Origin of the sequence: Brumimicrobium glaciale (assembly GCF_004152935.1) — a bacterium.
GTDB lineage: Bacteria > Bacteroidota > Bacteroidia > Flavobacteriales_D > Crocinitomicaceae > Brumimicrobium > Brumimicrobium glaciale.
In genome coordinates, this window is sequence record NZ_SETE01000002.1 from 743723 (window position 1) to 763719 (window position 19997).

The 19997-nt window shown below is 35.1% G+C and carries 11 protein-coding genes; 9 read left to right on the top strand and 2 right to left on the bottom strand.

What is annotated here, in order from left to right:
• Nucleotides 1–118: 118 nt before the first annotated feature.
• Entirely contained in the window at nucleotides 119–2275 is a 2157-nt protein-coding gene (locus ERX46_RS06840) for a lamin tail domain-containing protein (protein ID WP_130093094.1), read from the top strand.
• 199 nt (nucleotides 2276–2474) lie between these two features.
• On the opposite strand, the gene ERX46_RS06845 is transcribed toward ERX46_RS06840, so the two are convergent.
• Nucleotides 2475–8228 carry a YDG domain-containing protein gene (locus ERX46_RS06845; protein WP_130093095.1) on the bottom strand — a complete coding sequence of 1918 codons (5754 nt, stop codon included), beginning with the start codon at nucleotides 8226–8228 and terminating at the stop codon, nucleotides 2475–2477.
• Between the two features lie 377 nt (nucleotides 8229–8605).
• Between ERX46_RS06845 and ERX46_RS06850 the strand changes: the two genes are divergently transcribed.
• From ERX46_RS06850 to ERX46_RS06875, 6 genes are all read left to right on the top strand, one after another.
• Nucleotides 8606–9511, top strand: coding sequence for a hypothetical protein (locus ERX46_RS06850; protein WP_130093096.1), 906 nt, complete (start codon nucleotides 8606–8608; stop codon nucleotides 9509–9511).
• Between the two features lie 589 nt (nucleotides 9512–10100).
• Nucleotides 10101–10940, top strand: a complete 840-nt coding sequence (locus tag ERX46_RS06855; protein ID WP_130093097.1) for a prohibitin family protein — start codon at nucleotides 10101–10103, stop codon at nucleotides 10938–10940.
• Between the two features lie 384 nt (nucleotides 10941–11324).
• Nucleotides 11325–12212 carry a sterol desaturase family protein gene (locus tag ERX46_RS06860; RefSeq protein ID WP_130093098.1) on the top strand — a complete coding sequence of 296 codons (888 nt, stop codon included), beginning with the start codon at nucleotides 11325–11327 and terminating at the stop codon, nucleotides 12210–12212.
• 87 nt (nucleotides 12213–12299) lie between these two features.
• Nucleotides 12300–12548 (top strand): hypothetical protein, encoded by a 249-nt coding sequence (locus ERX46_RS06865; protein ID WP_130093099.1) that lies wholly within the window; start codon nucleotides 12300–12302, stop codon nucleotides 12546–12548.
• Between the two features lie 146 nt (nucleotides 12549–12694).
• Nucleotides 12695–13030 (top strand): hypothetical protein, encoded by a 336-nt coding sequence (locus ERX46_RS06870; protein WP_130093100.1) that lies wholly within the window; start codon nucleotides 12695–12697, stop codon nucleotides 13028–13030.
• A gap of 2 nt (nucleotides 13031–13032) precedes the next feature.
• On the top strand, nucleotides 13033–15672 hold the full coding sequence (locus tag ERX46_RS06875) for an HYR-like domain-containing protein (RefSeq protein WP_130093101.1): 2640 nt from the start codon (nucleotides 13033–13035) through the stop codon (nucleotides 15670–15672).
• A 286-nt stretch (nucleotides 15673–15958) separates the two neighbouring features.
• Here ERX46_RS06875 and ERX46_RS06880 read toward each other — a convergent pair whose 3' ends face one another.
• Nucleotides 15959–17500 (bottom strand): glycine--tRNA ligase, encoded by a 1542-nt coding sequence (locus ERX46_RS06880; protein ID WP_130093102.1) that lies wholly within the window; start codon nucleotides 17498–17500, stop codon nucleotides 15959–15961.
• Nucleotides 17501–17870: 370 nt separating this feature from the next.
• Here ERX46_RS06880 and ERX46_RS06885 point away from each other — a divergent pair, with 370 nt between their 5' ends.
• Together ERX46_RS06885 and ERX46_RS06890 are read left to right on the top strand one after the other, a co-directional pair.
• On the top strand, nucleotides 17871–18536 hold the full coding sequence (locus ERX46_RS06885) for a hypothetical protein (RefSeq protein ID WP_130093103.1): 666 nt from the start codon (nucleotides 17871–17873) through the stop codon (nucleotides 18534–18536).
• Between the two features lie 238 nt (nucleotides 18537–18774).
• Complete coding sequence (locus ERX46_RS06890; RefSeq protein ID WP_130093104.1) at nucleotides 18775–19425, top strand: hypothetical protein; 651 nt, start codon at nucleotides 18775–18777, stop codon at nucleotides 19423–19425.
• Nucleotides 19426–19997 lie beyond the last annotated feature (572 nt).

Sequence of the window (19997 nt, forward strand, 5' to 3'; positions counted from 1 at the left end):
AAGCACATAAGCCTATGGCATTACAGTAATTTTTATATGTTTGTTGTAATCCGTCATTTTGTTTGATGGTTTCTTATCTTAGTAGAAACATAAAAACATTTAGCTTAATCACCAGCTTATGAAACTGATTAAATACTTCACTTTTTTAGTAATATTCATAGCTACTGCCATATCAGTAAGTGGTCAGGTGATGATAAGTCAATATATAGACACAGATTCTGGCACAACACCAAAAGGCATTGAAGTTTATAACCACAGCGCTTCAACAATTGATTTCTCTGTTCAAAATCTAGAGGTTTACCTAGGTTCAAATGGAAACCCTTGTGCAAGTCTAACAGGCGCTAAAATAACTTCTGGGACTTTAGCACCAAATGAGGTCTGGGTAATAGGTACATCAGACTTAATAACAGCAGCATCCACAGGAAGTAATTTAGGGGGATCAACAACCTACGGCTTTAACTTCAATGGCAATGATGCAATAGAGTTATATCTCGATGGGGATTTAATGGATGTAATTGGAGAGTGTGGTTCAGACCCTGGGTCAAGTTGGAGTGGAAGCGGTGTTAGCACTGCTGATCAAAATATTTCAATAAAACCTGGAATTTGTTCTGGATCAACAGCTCCATTAACTGACCCAAGCTTAAGATTTGAAAAAACTTCTAATGGAGTCATCACGACAGGTTTCGGAGACTCTCCTGCTTGCTCGCCTCTTTTTATTACAACATCATTTATACCAACAACTTTTACAGTCGCTTGTATCACAAGTTATACAGGAACAGTTTCCTTCAATTCGAATGGTGATTATAACTCTGGTAATACTTTTAGTGTTCAAATTTCTGATTTAAGTGGTTCTTTTTCGAACCCAACAGTTATCGGTTCAATTAGCCAAAGCGGAACAGACCCTGCTAATTCAATTTCCATAACAGTTCCTGCTAACTACTATTCAGGCACAGAGTACCGAATGAGAGTTGTGAGCACAGACCCAATAGTTAACGGAGCAAACAATGGACATGATATTGAAATAATAAATTCTTCTCCTTGTGATCCAACCATTCCAGATTTCGGTGGGATTATCATTAACGAATTTTCGAATGGGCCATCTAGTTCACAAGAATATTATGAATTAGTTGTTGCAGGAGAATGTGGTGAAACAACTGATATTAGAGGCTATATAATTGATGACAATAACGGAGATTTTGGATCAGGAGGTATTGCTCCAGGTCATCTAAAAATAAGCAATCATGCGCAATGGAGCAATATTGAAGTAGGTTCTATCATTGTAGTTTACAACTCTTCGACAGGTGAAAGAAATCCTCATATATCCTTGGATGATTTAACTGACTCTGACGCTGATTTAGTTTATATTATTCCATTCAACGACCCAACTTACTTAAGCTTAGCCAATGAGTTCCCTAATTCATCCGATAATTCCTACAGCCCCGATGTGAATCCTCCACCTAACTTAACTAATTTTACAAACAGAATTGGTTTTAACAACATTGCTGATGTCGCACAAACCCGTAAACCAAACGGCGATTATTTTTTCGGAATTTCTTATGGTGTCGGGAATAATGGTGGAGTTGACAATACAAAAATCAGCAATTCAGATTTAACAGAGAAAAACGTTTACTTCAATTCAGGAGATTTTAGGAATATAAATAATTGGAGCGTTGGGGACGCTACTAATGATGGAACCACAACCGATGAAACTCCAGGAGCGGCAAACAACTCAGCAAATCAAGGATGGATTGATATGCTTAGGTCTTCAACAGGAAGTTGCGGTTTAGTGGCATTGCCTGTGAAGATGTTGAGATTTGAAGGAGAATTCATTAATAGAGAAGTCGAGTTATACTGGAAAACAGCTACAGAACTCAATAATAACTATTACGAATTGTTTCACTCAAAAACAGGATATGACTTCGAGTCCATTGCCCTAATAGATGGACATGGAACTGTTAATTCACCAAAAGAATATAATTTTAAGCATAGAAACTCTAGTTCTGGGATTCATTATTATCGTTTAAAGTCTGTTGATTATAATGGTAAAATTCATGAAAACGGGACAATTTCAGTTCAAATCGAAAGAGACGAAATTCATTATGATTCCAATACACAAACTTTACATTTCCCTGGCAAAGGAGAGTATCATGTTTATTCAACTTCTGGTCAAAAAATTTTTAAAGCAGAAAACAAAGCTCAAATTTCTTTTTCTAAAAAGGGCTTTTTCTTGATTTATAATGCAGAAAGTGGTGTTGTGACGAAGATTGTTATCTAATTATTAATGTTTAAGGATTAATGTTTAACGTGTTATGTATTGAATCTCTACTGCGTATTGATTGAGGTTAGTTGGTTTCTTTCTTCGTTCTCGCACTCTTTCTAGCTCTACAAACTTCGCTCTCACACTCTTTCCCACTCTACAAACAGTGATTCATGCAATCTTATCACTACGCAGTGAAGCAAACAATTGACAATTGTTAATTATCAATTAAAACCCTAATTGGCTTTAATTCTGTGTTTGGGAAGACAATTAAATAGGTTCCTGATTGTAGATCAATTTGATTGAAATAAATTTGCTTCACTCCTTCTTCGAGCTTAATATCTTGCGATAAAACTGTTCTTCCTGTTACGTCTATTATTTCTAATTGTGTCTTTATAGGTTTTTCTGTCCAAGTAATTTCTAGAGTGAATTCTCCATTCGATGGATTTGGATATACGACTACACTATTTTCACCAACTACACATGAGACACTGATTGGATCGAAGGCTTCAATTTCTCCGTCAAAATCGAATTGTGATAAGCGATAATAAGTAATGCCATTCCATGGATTTTTATCTATTTCTTTATAATCGATGTTATGGCTTGAATTCCCAGCAGCTTCAACCTTAGAAATAGTAGCCCAATTTACCATATCACGACTTTTTTCTACCGTAAAGTGTGACGAATTTGTTTCACTTGCTGTACTCCAATTGATATCCATTTGTTTGTCATTTGCAGAGCAAACAACTTCGAAAGTAGTTAAGGTAACTGGCAATGCATTGTTGGAGCCACCTCCAAAACCAAAGTTTGACCAACCAATAATTCCCGAACGAGAAACTGTTGGCATAGCCGTAGTTCCTGATGCTGCAATATGTGTTCCTGGTGCCAGCCAATTTCCAATCCCCACACGCTTCAACAAGGTCAGGTTCGTTAAATCATTTACAGTTGCATAACCTTGACCTGTCAAACTAATAGTATAAGCTGCTAGTATCAACTTCCCAGCTTCATTATCTATTTTCCAATACCCTTGGTCTTCTGTTGTGGTGACATCAAAACCTGCCCCACCAGTATTAATAGCTAAAATGGGAAGACCAACATAACTCCCAATTGAAATCATTGGTGAATTAATGTATTCTACTGTCAAATGCCCTCCAATTGGCGCTAAGTTAAACTCAACTTTCGCATTTCTGTTTTTCAAACCTCCATCATCAAACCCCATAGGGAATAATCCTGATGCATCACCAGAGTTTGTTCCAGCAAACCAACGGCGCATTTTCCCTACAACGAATCCGCTGGTGTGGGTAAGTGTTCCTTTATTTGTTGTGCTTTCACCTAATTCAAGAAGATTCGCACCAGTTTGGATATTTCCACTTGACATTGTTAATGTATTATTTACGATTACATTTTGAGTTAAAGTAACATTATGTGTTGCTGTTTCAGTATTTATAAATAAGTTTCTTACGTCTGTTGGAAGAGCAGTCCCTGTATTTTGACTTGCTTTTCCTATGTAATGATAATCACCATAAGGAGAAGCTGAAGCAAATGTTCTGGTGCTAGTTTGAACGTTTCCTGTTGCTCCGGATGACATGATTCCAGCAGGAGAGGTAAGATACAATACACTTTGCAGTTGAGCGGTAAAAGAGTCTCCTGTTCCAATACTTAAGATTTGGTTTGCACCTCCAGAAGAATTAAAACCAAAGTCTAAGCTTGCTCCGTTTTTCACAAGTAATGAACTATTATTACCAAATGTCAAGTCATTATTTTTCAATACTCTGGATCCATCCTCAATTTCAATTGGAATATATAGAACCGAAGTTGCTATATCAATGTATTTTGAACTTCCTGCCGTTCCGCCTTTAAGGATGATTTTTTTAGTTCCATGATTCGTGAAGTTCGGCACTTGATCACCAATTTCAAAATTCCCATGAACAGTTAAGCTGCCAGTAGATGTTGTAACACCATCGTAAATTTCATGAAGTTTTAATTTATCATCACTTAAACAAACGAAATTTCCTCTAACAACATAGTTATTTGAGAAACCATTTGTACCTGAAAATTTAGTTCCAAAATTGAACCAGCCGTCATAAATGGTGAGGTTACCATTTATAATAAATCCTGAATAATTATTACTTGTTCCTGATATAAAAAAGGTAGGGGAAGTATTGAAAATTTCTAAATCATCTTCACATAAAGGCACTAATGGACTAGTACTCCCCGAAATTAAAGTCCAATTGTCTGGTAGTTCTGCTTCAATTGATAAGTTTCCAAATTTATATCCTCCTATATTGTTTGAGATTTGAGATGATCCATTACTTAACAATGATAAGTTTCCAGGAGATCCTACCGTCCAATTCCAGTTATTAATTACAACAAAAGAGCCTTGTTCGAAGTTTTCTTTTCCATTCCACAAAGGATGTGTATTATCAATCGCATCATTATTAAGTTCAAGTATTCCGCCACTGCGCACTATTAAATTAGCGTTAGAATTCAATTGAATTTCTCCATTTAAAGTTAATTTACCTCCATCCCTAATTTCTAAAGTTTTACCCGTTTTAATAAAATCAACAAATGCTCCTGGGTTATCGCTTAGAATTAAGCTTCCACCACTTTTGATAATAATATCATTATAACCACTAGATACGTTTGCACCACCATCAATAGATTGATTTTCAATAATAATTCGTCCACTAGGCACATTACTTTGTGGAGAATTAGCTCGTGCCGCCCACGTACTTCCATTAAACTCTTCCCAATCGCTATTGTAAGACAAACCAGTATAGTCAGCAGTTGTTCTCACATCTCCATTTAAATAAGCAAAAGAGGTGACATTTACTGCTACTGTTGTACTTCCAGCAATGAAATTTATACTTGCCGCTTGGTTAACAGTTAAAGTTTCTGTTCCAACAACAACTCCTGTAATTGTTGTTCCACTCAAAGTTGCATTTCCACCACCTGTGATGCTGTATGAAAAGGCTCCAGGAGATGTAGATGAAACATTTGACCCTGGTAAAACATAAGTTCCTCCAAGATTTATGCTTATTGCTGAAGTAGTGAAAACAGGAGTTGCTTTTGTGATATTAGCAGTCAGACCTGTTGGTTGATTCAGTGTGTAGTTTCCTGCACCTCCTCCGCTCAAAGACAAACTTGCTGTAACAGCTTTTGCGTTTCCTACATTCGCATTTGCAAATGTTCCGCCTCCATTAAGTGTTACAACATCTGGAGAAATTACTCCTGACAATGTTCCACCTGAAATAGTTGCAGAATTTGTTCCATCATACACTTTATTATTTGCAGTAGAGCCTGAAACGGTTAAAGCAAATGGGGTGATATTTGCAGTTAGGGTAGGTATTGTTAGGGTATAATTACCCGCATGAGTTCCAACAAGGTTATACCCTGTTACCGTTAAACTTTTTCCTGTACCTATATTTTTATTCAAGAAAGTTGCTGAAGGCATACCAGTAGCTGGTAAATAAACAAAATCTGATCCGACAACACCTACTAAAACTTCAGAACCAACACCAGATAGACTCGCAGAAGTATTGCCATCATAAACTTTATTCATCCCTGAAATCCCCGTCATTGTAAGTGGTTTTGGGGTAATTGTCCAAACTAAAGTTTTTGAATCAGTTCCACCAGCATTTGTTGCTGTTATTGTGGAAGTAACTGTACCAACATTTGCGGTTGGAGTTCCAGAAATAATACCTGTAGATGCATTAAAAAACAGTCCTGTTGGCAATCCAGTTGCACCATAAGAAGTTGGACTTTGTGAAGCAATAATTGAATAAGTAGTAGAACTTCCGTAAACAACTGATTGAGTTATTGCACTTGTTATAACCGGTGGAAAAACTGCCTGAACATCTCCTGAAAGATTAACAGTAATTGCAGTAGCAACTCCACCACCTGAAATTGAAATTACACTTGTATAGTTGGCCACCGATAATCCTGACTTTAATCGAACGTAAACTGTTTGAGCAGCTCCAGAATAAGAAGGTAAAGAAAGAGTTGTTATTGACCATGTTGAATTGTCTAAAGAGAATTCATGGTTTGTATTGCTTAATGAAAGTGTTACATCTGTATTATCTAGATTACTTCCTGTTAAATCAAATGTTTGATTAGCGGATGGTCCTGAACCAACAGTGTAGTCTAAGTTTGATAAGGTTGTTTGTGTGGTTGTTAGAGTTGGGGAAGATGGGCCGCAAAAGACTTGGACATTTTTTAAGTACCATGGCGAAGCTGTAGAGGAAACCTTTCTAAACTTAATATAAACATTAGGATTAGATGAGTACGCAGATAGATCAACTGTGCAACTTGTGGTAGATCCAGAAGTTGTAGTAGAATGATCATAAGTTGCTATAATGGTGTAAGAACCACCTTGAGTTGTTGTCGAAATCTCAATTAATAAAGATTTTGCATTTGAATTACCTGATCTTCTTAAATCAAAGGTTAATTGATTCGGATTAGATAATTGTAAAGTTGTGAGTTCTCCACTGGTGTTCCCAAAATTTGCTTCATTTGATGAATATGATATTGATGTTTCAGTCCAACCTACTGGTGTTGATGTAAAGTTAGCCTCATCCAAACAAGGCCCATTAACCACACTCAATGTTCCAACACTAGAAGTCACACTAGAACACGGGGAATTTGCCCCAACATTCACTCGATATTGATTTCCATCCATACCTAATGTAACACTTGTCAATGTTATTGAAGCAGATGTTTCCCCTGAAATATTTGCCCAACTTCCTCCGCTATTTGTAGAAACTTGCCATTGATATGAACTTGCATCACTTGCAGTAACAGAGAATGTAGCGTCTTGTCCTGCACTTTCAGATTGATTTGCTGGTTGTACTGAAATAACTGGAGCAAGAATAACAGTAGGGTTTACTGTTAAAGCATCCGACCAACATCCTTGACCAGATTGTGTTCTTAAATATATTGTTGTATTCGTAGTTACTGTTTTGGTAACATTTGCAGGGTCAGAAGTTGAAACACCTGAAGAACTTGTTTGCCAATAAGTGCTATTTGTTCCTGCATTTGGAGTAGCTGCAAAAACAGTTGAACCACAAGATTGCGTGGAAGATGGAAGTGTTGGTGTAGTGGTTAAAGTTGTGGTTTCATTAGCAGTTGCAGGAGAAGTTACATTATAACAAGTTCCTGTAGTATTGTATTCAAAAACACTAGCATGGTAAGTTTTTCCACAATCTAAACCAGTTACAGTAACTGAGTTTCCAGTGCCTTTATAAACAACAAATTCGTCTGTTGCAATTGTTGCTCCAGAACCAAATGTAGAATTTGCTGTGTATGAAGTTCCGCTTGTTGGAGAACCACTAAATGCTGATGTTTCTTTCATAACAACAATTCTTCCCGCTGTTCCATCTCCAGCAGTCCAAGATAAATTCATGGAGTTGTTGGTGATAGATGAGAAAGATGCTGCGGTTGCTTGGGTTGTTGGTTCGGTACAGGATGTGGCAGAGTATGATGTCCAAGAAATATCGTCTATTATAACTTGGGCACCTGTGGTTTGTAGTTTTAGTTCAACGCTTCCGGTAATATTCACTAATTGAGAATATATTACAGATGTATTCGACGAACTACTAACGCTTATATCTGAACCGATTTGAACTCCATTGACAAACACTTTTATCCCCCTGGCACTACTACTAGTAAAACCTCTAACATACTCAAACGTTAGTGATCCCATTCCCCCTGTATATAAATGAGATGTAACTTTTCCTGCTTTTGTACAAATTGCCCTCGAATTTAAAGTTTGGTCTGTCCTGGCATTATCTGCTGTCCAATCCACCCCATCAGTACCTGTCCATGAACGACTGCTATAACTCCCGTTATTTGCAGGTATATTTGTGAAGTTCTCGTTTCCTTGCCCAAGAGCAACCCCACTCCCCATCAAAAACAGAGACAACAAAATAAGCGAAAACCGCAGTAATTTCTTTCTAAATAAGATAGTTAACATAAGTATTTTAATATAGTTAGCACACGCAATATACTTCAAAAAAACATATCAAATATTAATTTGAAATTAAATAATTATTAATCTCTATATCATTACACTAGACTACTTGAATTCTATATACTTCACGGCTAATCAAATGGTTCTAAAATTAGAATCCATAATAAATAAGTAAACATTCGTGAACACAATTGGGAGTAACTTCATTCAATACATAGGTGAAAACATCTAATTCTTAAACAGAAAAATATGTATTCATGAAATTCTCACCTTACATCATTCTTTTTACTTTTCTATTCACACATTCGCAAAAGACTTTTTAATACTCCCGTCTCATTAACGCATAGAAATTTCTATCTTCGCCATTGAAGAAATATTTCATGGAAACACGGTGGGTAAATCAAAAAGATATAAACAGAGCGGATTGGGATAATCTAGTTGGAAAAACTGAAGATTCCAGTATTTATGTTAGCTCTTTTTATCTTGATGCAACGGCAATCGAATGGGAAGCTTATGTTGCGGATGATTTTTCGTTTGCAATTCCCGTTGGTGTTGTTAGAAAAGGAGGAATTACGAGGGTTTACCCTCCCCTATTTCAGAGATATATTGAACCGATTGGCGATATTTCGAAAATAAATTGGAATGCATTTGAGAAATCTTTGTTGAAACGTTTTCCTAAGGGAGATTTACAAGCTAAATCAGCAATTCTACCCAATACTCCATTTACCAATTACATTCATCAAGTTGTAGACAAAGAACGTTTCAAGCTAAAAACCCAAGCCAAGCGAATGATCAAACGTTTTGGTCAAACCAATTACGAAATTCGTGAGGAGAATATCAATACCGAAGAACTTTCTAAATTAATAGCAAAAGAACTTTCTAAGAAATTGCCATTATACGGTACAAAAGATGTTCAACATTTATTTGAAGTTGTAAAAAAGGCAGAAGAAAAAGGACTCCTTTACAAAGTTGGAGTTTTTGAAGGAGACATCTTGAAAGGTGGTTTAATCGGATTAAAATTCAACGGTCAATTACTCTACTTAAAAGGAACAGCATTAGAGAATCTTCAACAAGATGGCGCAATGTATGCATTGATGAATCATTTTATCAATCATGGATTAAGTCAAAACTGTACAATTGATTTTGGAGGTTCACGCGTTGAAGGAATTCAATTTTTTAATCAAAGATTTAGTGGAGAAGATGTAGATTATTATAATTACACTTGGGACGGCTCTCCACTTTGGTTTAAGCTTTTATTTTCTCTTTACAGGAAAATAAAAGGGTAAACCGAAGTGGGAAATTACGAATTACGAATTTTTTAATTACGAATTAAGAGAGATTCTCCTTCGATCAATGGTTTTGATATTTTGACTAAGAATTAAACGTTAAAAAGGAATTCTATAATTGTTGAATGGAAAGAAAACATTCGTAATTAAAGGACAAACAACAATTCGTAATTCGTAATTGTTAATTTTTGAATTAAAAACAGCACATTTAAGGAGGAAGTTTTAAAAGAGAACATCAATCTCAAATAAAATAACGACTTGAAAAGAAATCATTCTGATGATTGAGATTGCTCCATAGAAAGAAAACATCTTTAATTGAAGGAATAACGACAATTGTCATTTGTTAATTGTTAATTATCAATTGAAAAAAGCTATCTTTGCACATCGTAATAACTATCAATGAACATTAGAAATAGGCAAATTTTTAGAATTCTTTTTGGTTCCGTCATCATAGGGGGCTCCATCTATGTTTCTATTCGCTTTTTGTTTAATTCACCACCATTTATAAAGATAATGGTGCTTATTGCATTGATTGCAGTTATATATTTAACAATCGATTACATCGTAAGAAAAGGTAAAAAAGACAGGTATGGAAACTAAACAAATGGTAAGGTATGTAGCAATTGGAGCAGTCGCTTTAATTGTATTTGTAATATTTTTTAATTCGTGGACAGATGTTGAGCCAGGTGAGCAAGGATTTGTTTTTAAGCCTTTCAACACACCAAGTATCACTGAAAAGGATGCTTTTGTAGAAGGAACGTATTTTATTCTTCCATGGAATGAAATGATTACTTATGAAGTAGTTAACAAGTCAAAACAATATGTTCAAAAAGTAATGGATGTCAATGGTACAGACGTTACAGTTGAAGTTTCAGTGAACTACAACATTATTCCAGCGAAAGTTGCGAATTTGCACATAAAACACCGTGAGAATTACACAATTTTCATTGATGATAAATCAAAAGGTGCGATTAAGGACGTTATTGGACGTTATACTTATGAGCAGGTTTACTCTACAAAAAGAGAGGCATTAGAGGGAGAAATTGAAGCTATTTTAGAAAGAGATTTCGAAGGAAACTTCTTGAACTTAAACTATGTTGAGATTGCAGACGTTAATCTACCAGATAACATTGCAGCTCAAATTGAGGAAAAAGAAACTCAGAAACAAAGAAACCTTACAGCTAAGGAAAAGCAAAAAGAGCAAGAATATTTAGCGAATGCTAGAATTGAGAAAGCAAGAGGAGATTCATCTTTGATCGTTTCTGCAATCTTTAAAGCGGAAGCAATTCGTTTAGAGGCTGAGCAAATTTCTAAAAACCCACAATACATTGAATTGAAAAAATGGGAAAAATGGGATGGTGTTGGTTCTCCTTATGGAAACAGTAATGTGTTTGGAGATAAGGCAATTTCGATTTTAAAGTCAAACTAAGAAATAATTCAAGGATTGAAAGATTCAAGAATTTAATGAATATTTGAAAAGCGATTTACTTAGGTAGGTCGCTTTTTTTTTGGTTTAAGGAAAGGAAGAATTACGCAAAGATTCGCAGAGGAGCAGAGATTCGCAGAGAAAAGAAGGGAAGAAAGAAAGGAAGAATTACGCAGAGTTACGTAGAGCAGAGCACTGCATTGAGCTTGTTGAATATGATTCAGAGAGAAAAGAAAGAAGTGATAATTATCAATTCAAAAGAAATCTAACGATTATACAAGTTCATCATTCATAGTTCATCATTCATAACTACTTAAGTCACTTCTGTTACACAAATACAAACTACAATTCTGTATTTTTGTCCTTAAATAAGTTTATTTTTATCACATGAACGAGTATATAGAATTATTTTCAAAGACTTACACCAATTATGCGAACTACCTTTGGAAGACGATCAAAACTCCATTTACCGAGGGAGATTTTAATTTCTTCTATTTCGTAATTATCATTTCTTTGGTCGTTTGGGGATTAGAGTTGCTCGCTCCTTGGAGAAAAGAACAAAAGGCATTCAGGAAAGATTTCTGGTTGGATGGATTTTATATGTTCTTCAATTTCTTCATTTTCAACCTCCTACTCTACATTGCTTTGTCCTCAGTTACCGTTGAATTCCTAAATAATTTATTGGCTCCTTTGGGCTATGAAGGCGGACATTTAATTGACTTATCAAATCTACATTGGGGTTTACAACTCTTCTTGTTCTTTATAATTGCAGATTTCGTACAGTGGTGCGTTCATGTTATGTTGCATCATGTTCCGTTCCTTTGGAAAATTCACAAAGTTCACCATTCAGTTAAAGAAATGGGATTTGCTGCTCACATGCGTTACCATTTCGGTGAAACATTCGTTTATAATTCAATCAAATATATTTCTTTGTCGATGATTTTCGGTTTCCAATTAGAATTAGCATTTATCGTTTATGCATCTGCAGTTGCTATTGGACATTTGAATCACGCGAATCTAGGTTGGGATTACGGTCCGCTTAAATACATTTTCAACAATCCTAAAATGCATATTTGGCACCACGCTAAAGAATTGCCTAAGGAACATCCTTACGGAATGAATTATGGTATTTCACTAAGTATTTGGGATTATATTTTCAGAACAAACTACATTCCTTATGATGGTCGAGATATTGAAATAGGTTTTAACGATGACGAAAAATATCCTAAAGGATTCTTCCAACAACTTATTGCTCCTTTCCAAAAGGAAAAATAGTAAGTAAGCAAGGAATATTGAGTTGTGAGTATTGAGAAGTGCTTTAAACTAATTTCTGGTTACCTTATACTGAAATAAAATAAAATCATGAATAAAAAGAAGAACAACAATATCGTTTTAGCATTACTTGCCTCATTGACTCTAGGCTTGGCTCCTTTTACTCCAGAACCTCATCTTTTCGGAAAATTAAAATGGGTTTTTGGCGGAGCAAATGGAATGCAACCAATGGATTGGTTTGATTTGTTAATGCATGGTGCTCCTTGGATTTGGTTGATTGTGGAAATTATTAGATTTGGATTGAGTAAAAAAACTACTCCAGAAAGTAAGTCCAAGTAATGTGATTTCTTAAAGTTACAGCCTACCTTGGGCAAAGGTTTTTAAGATTTTATAAAATTTACCACCTAAAAAAGCAACTTTGTATTTTGATTGTCGTTTATTTACTAGCTCAGTGAACTGTATTCACAAGTTAAACAACAACAATTATGAAGCTTACTATTTTATCTTTATTTATTTTAATGTGCTCTGTTGCTTTTTCTCAGCAATACGAAACTACTCCTTCAAAATATGACAATGTTATTGATGAAGTCATGATTGAACAATCTTTTGATTTTGACGATCCAATTGTAAAAGATGCAAGAATTATTTTACATGATTTTCTTGTAGCCTTAGACCATATTTCTAAAGGTGAGGCCACAGACCCAAACCGTGAGCAATATTTTCTAGATTTCAATGAAGCTCTTAGAAAAGCAAATGAATTAAACTTAAATCTCTCCATGTTTCAATATAACATTGAGGAAATTTCTAAAATGACCCACTAATTATGAAAGCACTAATAAAAATATTTATCTCAATACTTTTAGTTGGAACAGTCAACTCTCTATCAGCGCAATGTATAATAAATGAAGTTGAAATCACACCTGAATTATTAGGAGTATGTGAAGGAACTTCTGACACTATTACCTTTGCTGGAAACGGAACTTGTCCTGGAGTTTGGGAATATCAAGTAACAACATCATCTCTGGTTGTTCTTCAACCATGGTCTATCAATGATCAATATGGATTCTCGCCTGATTCAACGGATGTACTTAGTGTGTTTGCAAGGTGTACGACATGTCCTAGTACAATCGTTTCAGACACAATTTTAATTGAAGTTATTCCTGAGCCTGTTATTGTGGCTGATACTTTCGTTTGTTATGGTACAAACGTAAATTTTTTAGCTACAGGACCTGATCCTGGAAATATGTCTTGGTGGGATAGTGAAAGCGGAGGAACACAACTTTCGGCAACACCAAGTTACACTTCTCCACCAATGACAGCGAATGATACAGTATTTATGCAAGTAGCTGGAACAGTTACCAGTAATACAACTCAGGGTTCAATTCTAATTACAGAAGCTGGATTAGAAGGATTTCCTGGGGCTACATCTGCCGATTATGTTGAAATCTCAAACCTTTATGCAAATTCTGTAAATACTACAGGATGGGTAGTCGCAATTAGTCACACCTACGGAAATATTAATACAGTAAATCCTATAATTTGGAACTTACCTTCTTCATTTTCTCCTTGTTCTATACTTTCGAAAACAGATGTGGGTGGTCAAACAAACTATTGGGGAAACAACATTATTTGGGCATCAGGACAACCTGGATGGGTTGCGGTCGTGGATGATGTTGGAAACCTCGTTGACTTTATTGCGTGGGGTTGGACAGCCGCTCAAATAGCTGCATTCAATCCAACTATTAACGGTTTCAGCGTTACAATGGGAACGCAATGGTCTGGAAATGGGTGTAACTCAGCATGTCAAACTACAGCAGGAACTCCTTATAGCCATTCACGTACAGGGAATTCAGACACAGACACTGCAGCAGACTTTATTTGTCAAGCCAGTTCTTTAAACGTACTTAACCCGCTGTTAAATTGTGGATGGACAACGGCTAATATTACTTGTCCTTATCCAGTTGCAGTAGTTATTGATTCACTTCCTTCTGCTTCTGCGCCAGACACAACATTTTTAGAATGTTATGCAGACATTCCAGTAGCTGATCCTGCAATTATTATTGATGAATTTGATGACCATACAATACCTCCTACAGTAGTTTATATAGGAGAGGTTTCTGATGGGAATTTATGTCCGGAAACTTTAACCCGCACATATAGGGTTTTAGATTCTTGCGCTAATTTTATAGAAGTAGAACATATTATTATAATTCATGACACTGTAGCTCCAATAATGGACCCTGCTCCTGCTGATGTATTCGTTTCATGTTATTCAGAAATTCCTTTAATGGTTTCGCTTAACTGGACAGATAATTGTCTCGGTTCAGGAATTGAATTAGGTATGGAAGTTTCAAGTGGTACAACATGTCCAGAAGTATTAACACGTACATGGACCGTAACAGATACTTGTGGAAACACCGCTACTGAAACGCAAGTCATTACGATATTTGACACCATTGCGCCAGTAATTCAAAAGTCGCCTGCTGATTTATCAATACAATGCTATTCTGACTTACCGGTAATGGGTCCACTTAATTGGACAGACAATTGCGACGGAAACGGCGTTCTCAACGGAGTAGAAATTTCAGATGGTCAAACTTGTCCAGAAACGATCATTAGAACTTGGTCAATAGCAGACGGATGTGGAAATACGAGTATAGAAACGCAAATGATTATCATTAACGACATTACTCCTCCAACAGCAAGTAATTTACAAACTTTACAATTGCCAGTTTTACCGCCAGCTGACATATCTGTAGTAACCGATGCTGCTGATAACTGTGGAATTCCAGTTGTGGAATGGGTAGGAGATAATACAAACAATGGATTCTGTCCAGAAAATGTGATCAGAACTTATAGTGTAACCGATGATTGTGGAAATGTAACTCTCGTTACACGTAAATTTATAATTGGCGATAATATTCCAGACGTTTCATTCACTGCTGATCCAACTATACTTGATGATTTGAGTTCAGGATTAGTTGAATTTGATAACAATACTACAGGTGCAATGTACTACAGTTGGAATTTCGGGGATAATTCTCCACCAAGTAATGATTTCAATCCTACTCACCTATTCGACAATAGCGTTACAACAAACTATATAGTTTGGCTTACTGCAACATCTGAATATGGTTGTGTAGACAGTAACTATATTAGAATAAGTGTTTTTCAGGAATTACTTTACTTCATTCCAAATGCATTTACACCAGATAATGATGAGTTAAACCAAACATTTAAACCAATATTCACATCTGGTTTTAACCCAAATGAATATCATTTCGTGGTTTATAATCGTTGGGGAGAAACTCTTTTTGAATCATACAATCATGAAGTTGGATGGGACGGAACCTTTAAGGGTGAAATCTTGAAAAAAGGAACTTTTGTTTACAAAATTGTATTTGGTTTAGAAGCTGATGACAGCCGAGAAGTGATATCAGGTAATTTCATCTTAATAAGATAAACTTTTCTATTCATAGAAAAACCTGAATTTAAAAGAAGGGGATTAAAAAAGAAGATGTATTGCATTGTCTTTTTTAATCCTTTTTTTTATGCCTAAAACTTAGATTTATGATGTCCTGAATATTTATAGCATGAAGTTTTTTGATTATGGGATGGTCAAGTAAATATGGAAAATTCCTCTGTCAACACTTTCTAAAATGAAAAAGCCTCAACAAATCGTCGAGGCTTTTCTTTATCTTAATTCCTTATATTCCCTCACTACTGTGAAAGATTATAATCTTTAATTCTTATCCTTTTTGAAGTAACTTTTTTAAGCTTACTTTTTCTTCGATAATGTCATGCAAATCTGCAATTGCTACACGCACTTGCTCCATTGTATCTCTATCACGAATAGTAACTGTATTGTCTTCCAATGATTGGTGATCCACGGTTACATGGAATGGCGTTCCAATTGCATCTTGACGACGGTAACGTTTTCCTATTGAATCTTTTTCATCATATTGACAATTGAAATCAAATTTCAATTCATCTATAATCTCTCTTGCTTTCTCAGGCAAACCATCTTTTTTCGTTAACGGCATAACCGCAACTTTATATGGAGCCAAAGCTGGTGGAATTGATAAAACAACTCTTTCAGAACCATCTTCTAAGGTTTCATTTTTCAATGAAGCACTAAAAATTGCCAAGAACATACGGTCTAATCCAACAGAAGTTTCCACTACATAAGGAACATAGCTTTGTTTCAATTCTGGGTCAAAAAACTGTAGCTTTTTACCAGAATGCTCTTCGTGTGCTTTAAGGTCAAAATCTGTTCTTGAGTGAATTCCCTCCAGCTCTTTAAAGCCCATTGGGAAATCAAATTCAATATCAGAGGCAGCATTTGCGTAATGTGCCAATTTAATATGATCATGATCTCTGTAGAATTCCTCCCCAAGACCTAATGCTTTATGCCATTTATTTCTTTTCTCTTTCCAGTGTTCGTACCATTTAAGTTCTTCTCCTGGACGCACAAAATATTGCATTTCCATTTGTTCAAACTCTCTCATACGGAAGATAAATTGACGTGCAACGATTTCGTTACGGAACGCTTTACCAATTTGCGCAATTCCAAAAGGAATCTTCATTCTACCCGTTTTCTGAACATTCAAGAAGTTTACAAAAATTCCTTGTGCAGTTTCAGGACGCAAATAAATTGTTGAAGAATCATCTGCTACAGAACCTAATTCCGTTGAGAACATCAAATTAAATTGACGTACTTCCGTCCAGTTTTTAGATCCAGAAACAGGACAGGCAATACCCAATTCATCAATCATGCTTTTCAACGCTCCTAAATCATCAGCGTCAAAAATCTTCTCCAATTGACCTTCTAATTCATCAATCTTATCTTGATTTCTTTTCACGTTTGGATTAGTAGCCAAGAATTGCTCTACATCAAAGTCATCACCGAAGCGCTTTTTACCTTTCTCGACGTCTTTTGCGATTTTCTCACGGTATTTCTCAATATATTCCTCTACGAGAACATCCGCACGGTAACGTTTTTTAGAATCTTTATTATCGATCATCGGATCGTTAAAAGCCTCAGTGTGTCCAGAAGCTTTCCAAGTTTTTGGGTGCATAAAAATGGCAGCATCCAAACCAACAATTTCCTCGTTCATTTGAACCATTGCAGCCCACCAATATTTCTTAATGTTGTTTTTCAACTCAACACCCAACTGACCGTAATCGTACGTTGCCGATAAACCGTCATATATCTCAGAAGATGGAAATACATACCCATACTCTTTTGCGTGGGAAATAACATCTTTTAGCTTGTCTTCACTCTTTTTCATGGGGCAAAATTAAACAATTTATCCTAATTATGAGTGATGAATGTTGAATGATAAACGGAACAAATTATGAATATTTAGATGCTAGACTTTTAGATGTTAGATTTTTAGATATTAGACAATAGACCTTTAGATGCTAGACTAAAAATTGTTAAGGCTTTAGGTGTTTGACTATTAGATAAGATGACTGGATTCCTCGGCATTGTTATAAAAACCAGAACTTATTAAAAGAGATTCCAGACGTTTCAATTTACTTTTACTAGTCAATTACGAAAAAGAGGAACAATAAATTAATAGTATTTCGATTGGGAATTAATCAATTACGAATTAGAGAGATTCAAAAAGAATAATACTTTTACAGAAAAATATATAAATGAAATTTCTATTACTTGTAGTCTTTACCCTTTTTATAAATTATACTTTTGCTCAACCCAAGGTTGTTACATTTGGTGGAGAGTCAGAAGACAGGAAATTTTCCTTTGTAGAATCTAATAATTTAAAATTCTCTATTCTTGAATTTGTTTCCTCAGATTACTCCTTTTATTATGAAAGAAAGATCCACAATAAATTATCATTTGAGGTGGGTGCAGGCGCTACTTATGGAGATTTTATTGGAAACTTCTTTACACCCACACCTGAGATTTCAGATAATATAGGCTTAGACAAAAGATTAGGTTACAGTTTTTCTGGAGCGCTTCGTTTTTATTTTAGTGAGGTGTTTGATGGCTTTTACGCTGCTCCAGAATTTAAGTACAGGTTATACAATTGGGAAAATGATATATCCATTCCTAGTGAAGATAATTTCAATCCTGATCAATATATAACAGTTGCAGAAAGTAGAGCCCACACTATTGCACGTATAAATTTTGGGTTTTTCACCACCACCTACAACAACTTCTCTTGGGATTTTCACTTCGGAATTGGAGTTAACAAGCGCACTGAAAATGTTTATACGTACGAAGCCAATCAAGTTAAAAATATAAATTTACCGATTATTCCTCGTGTTAGTATAGGAATAAAAGTAGGCTATCTTTTTTAAAAGACTCAAATAGTGTCCGCAAGAAAACTAAAGATTTTTAAGTCTTTGATAAGAAAAATTCAAAGACAAGGCTTGTGAAATTTTTGAATTGTCAGGAGTTTAAATTTATAAATGCGATGCCCTGCGTTGTGCAGAGCCTGTCGAAGTAAGCCTGTCGATGGGACTGCAATTAAAAACAAGCATAACCCAGTATTTGGAGTATTCTTGCAAAGACTAAATAATAACAACACTGTAAAATATGAAAACAATACTTACATTTATTTTCGCACTGTCCTTCACTTTTATACATTCTCAACCAAGAACCATAACAGTTGATTCAGAACAATTAGAAAAATCAGATTATCTAGAGTCAAATGCAATTAAACTGCACTTACTTGAATTTACTTCGTCCGATTTTTCACTTTACTACGAAAAAGCTCTTTTTAGTAAAATAAGTGCTGAAGTTGGAATAGGACTTACATTTGCAGATGATATTGGTCATATATCTTCACCAACTACAAACGGCCCAATCAATCCTGATAATAAATTAGGTTATAGTTTTACAGCTGCAATACGCTTCTATCCATCAGAGATACTTAACCAATTTTACATTGCACCGGAATACAAATTCAGAAAATACAATTGGAACAGAGAATTCTCGAACTATTTTGGATTTACGGATGTGGATGGAGTCAGAGCAGATGAAAGCAGAGTTCATTCTATTCCAAGAATAACATTTGGATATGTAGTCTATCTATTCGAGTATGTATTTGTCGACTTTCATTTTGGAATGGGAATTAATAGTCGAACTGAAACACTTTATAACCCATTCACGTCACAAATTGAGGTAAATAAGTTAAGTCCACGTCCAAAGGTAAATGGAGGATTCAAAATAGGGTTCATTTTTTAAAAGCCCTTTTCACCTTGTTCTTTTCCAATTTCAATTCAAAAATAATTACTTCTATATTTCTTAATTATGATGTTTTTAACTCAGCAATGTGACTGAAAAAATCATTCAATAACTTGAAGAAGATTAAAAAAAACCAAAATGCGTTTATGCATAAATTCAAAAAAAACGTTAATTACTTATTTCTTTTTGCTTCTTTTGTATAAAACTACATTTATGAGAACACTATTTCTTCCAAGTTTCACTTTCTACTATTGTTCAAGCGTAACTAAATGTTGTTCCATTTTAACCTGAGACAACAAGTGAGTGCAATGGAAAAGTGTTAAAAAGCGCTATTGGGTTTAATCTTTTTGAATGTATTACAAGAGAACATCCATTATATTACGAATGAGTTTTACCCAATAAGTTAACACTTGAAGCAAGTTTAGGAATAAATTATGGCTCAAAACCTTTAACAATATAGAAACAGAAAAAATAAAAGAATAAACAAACACGAAACCACTTTTTGACATTGGTTTAAAAATTGATTACGTATATTAGAGCTTGAAAATTAGAGAATAACAATAAAAACCAAA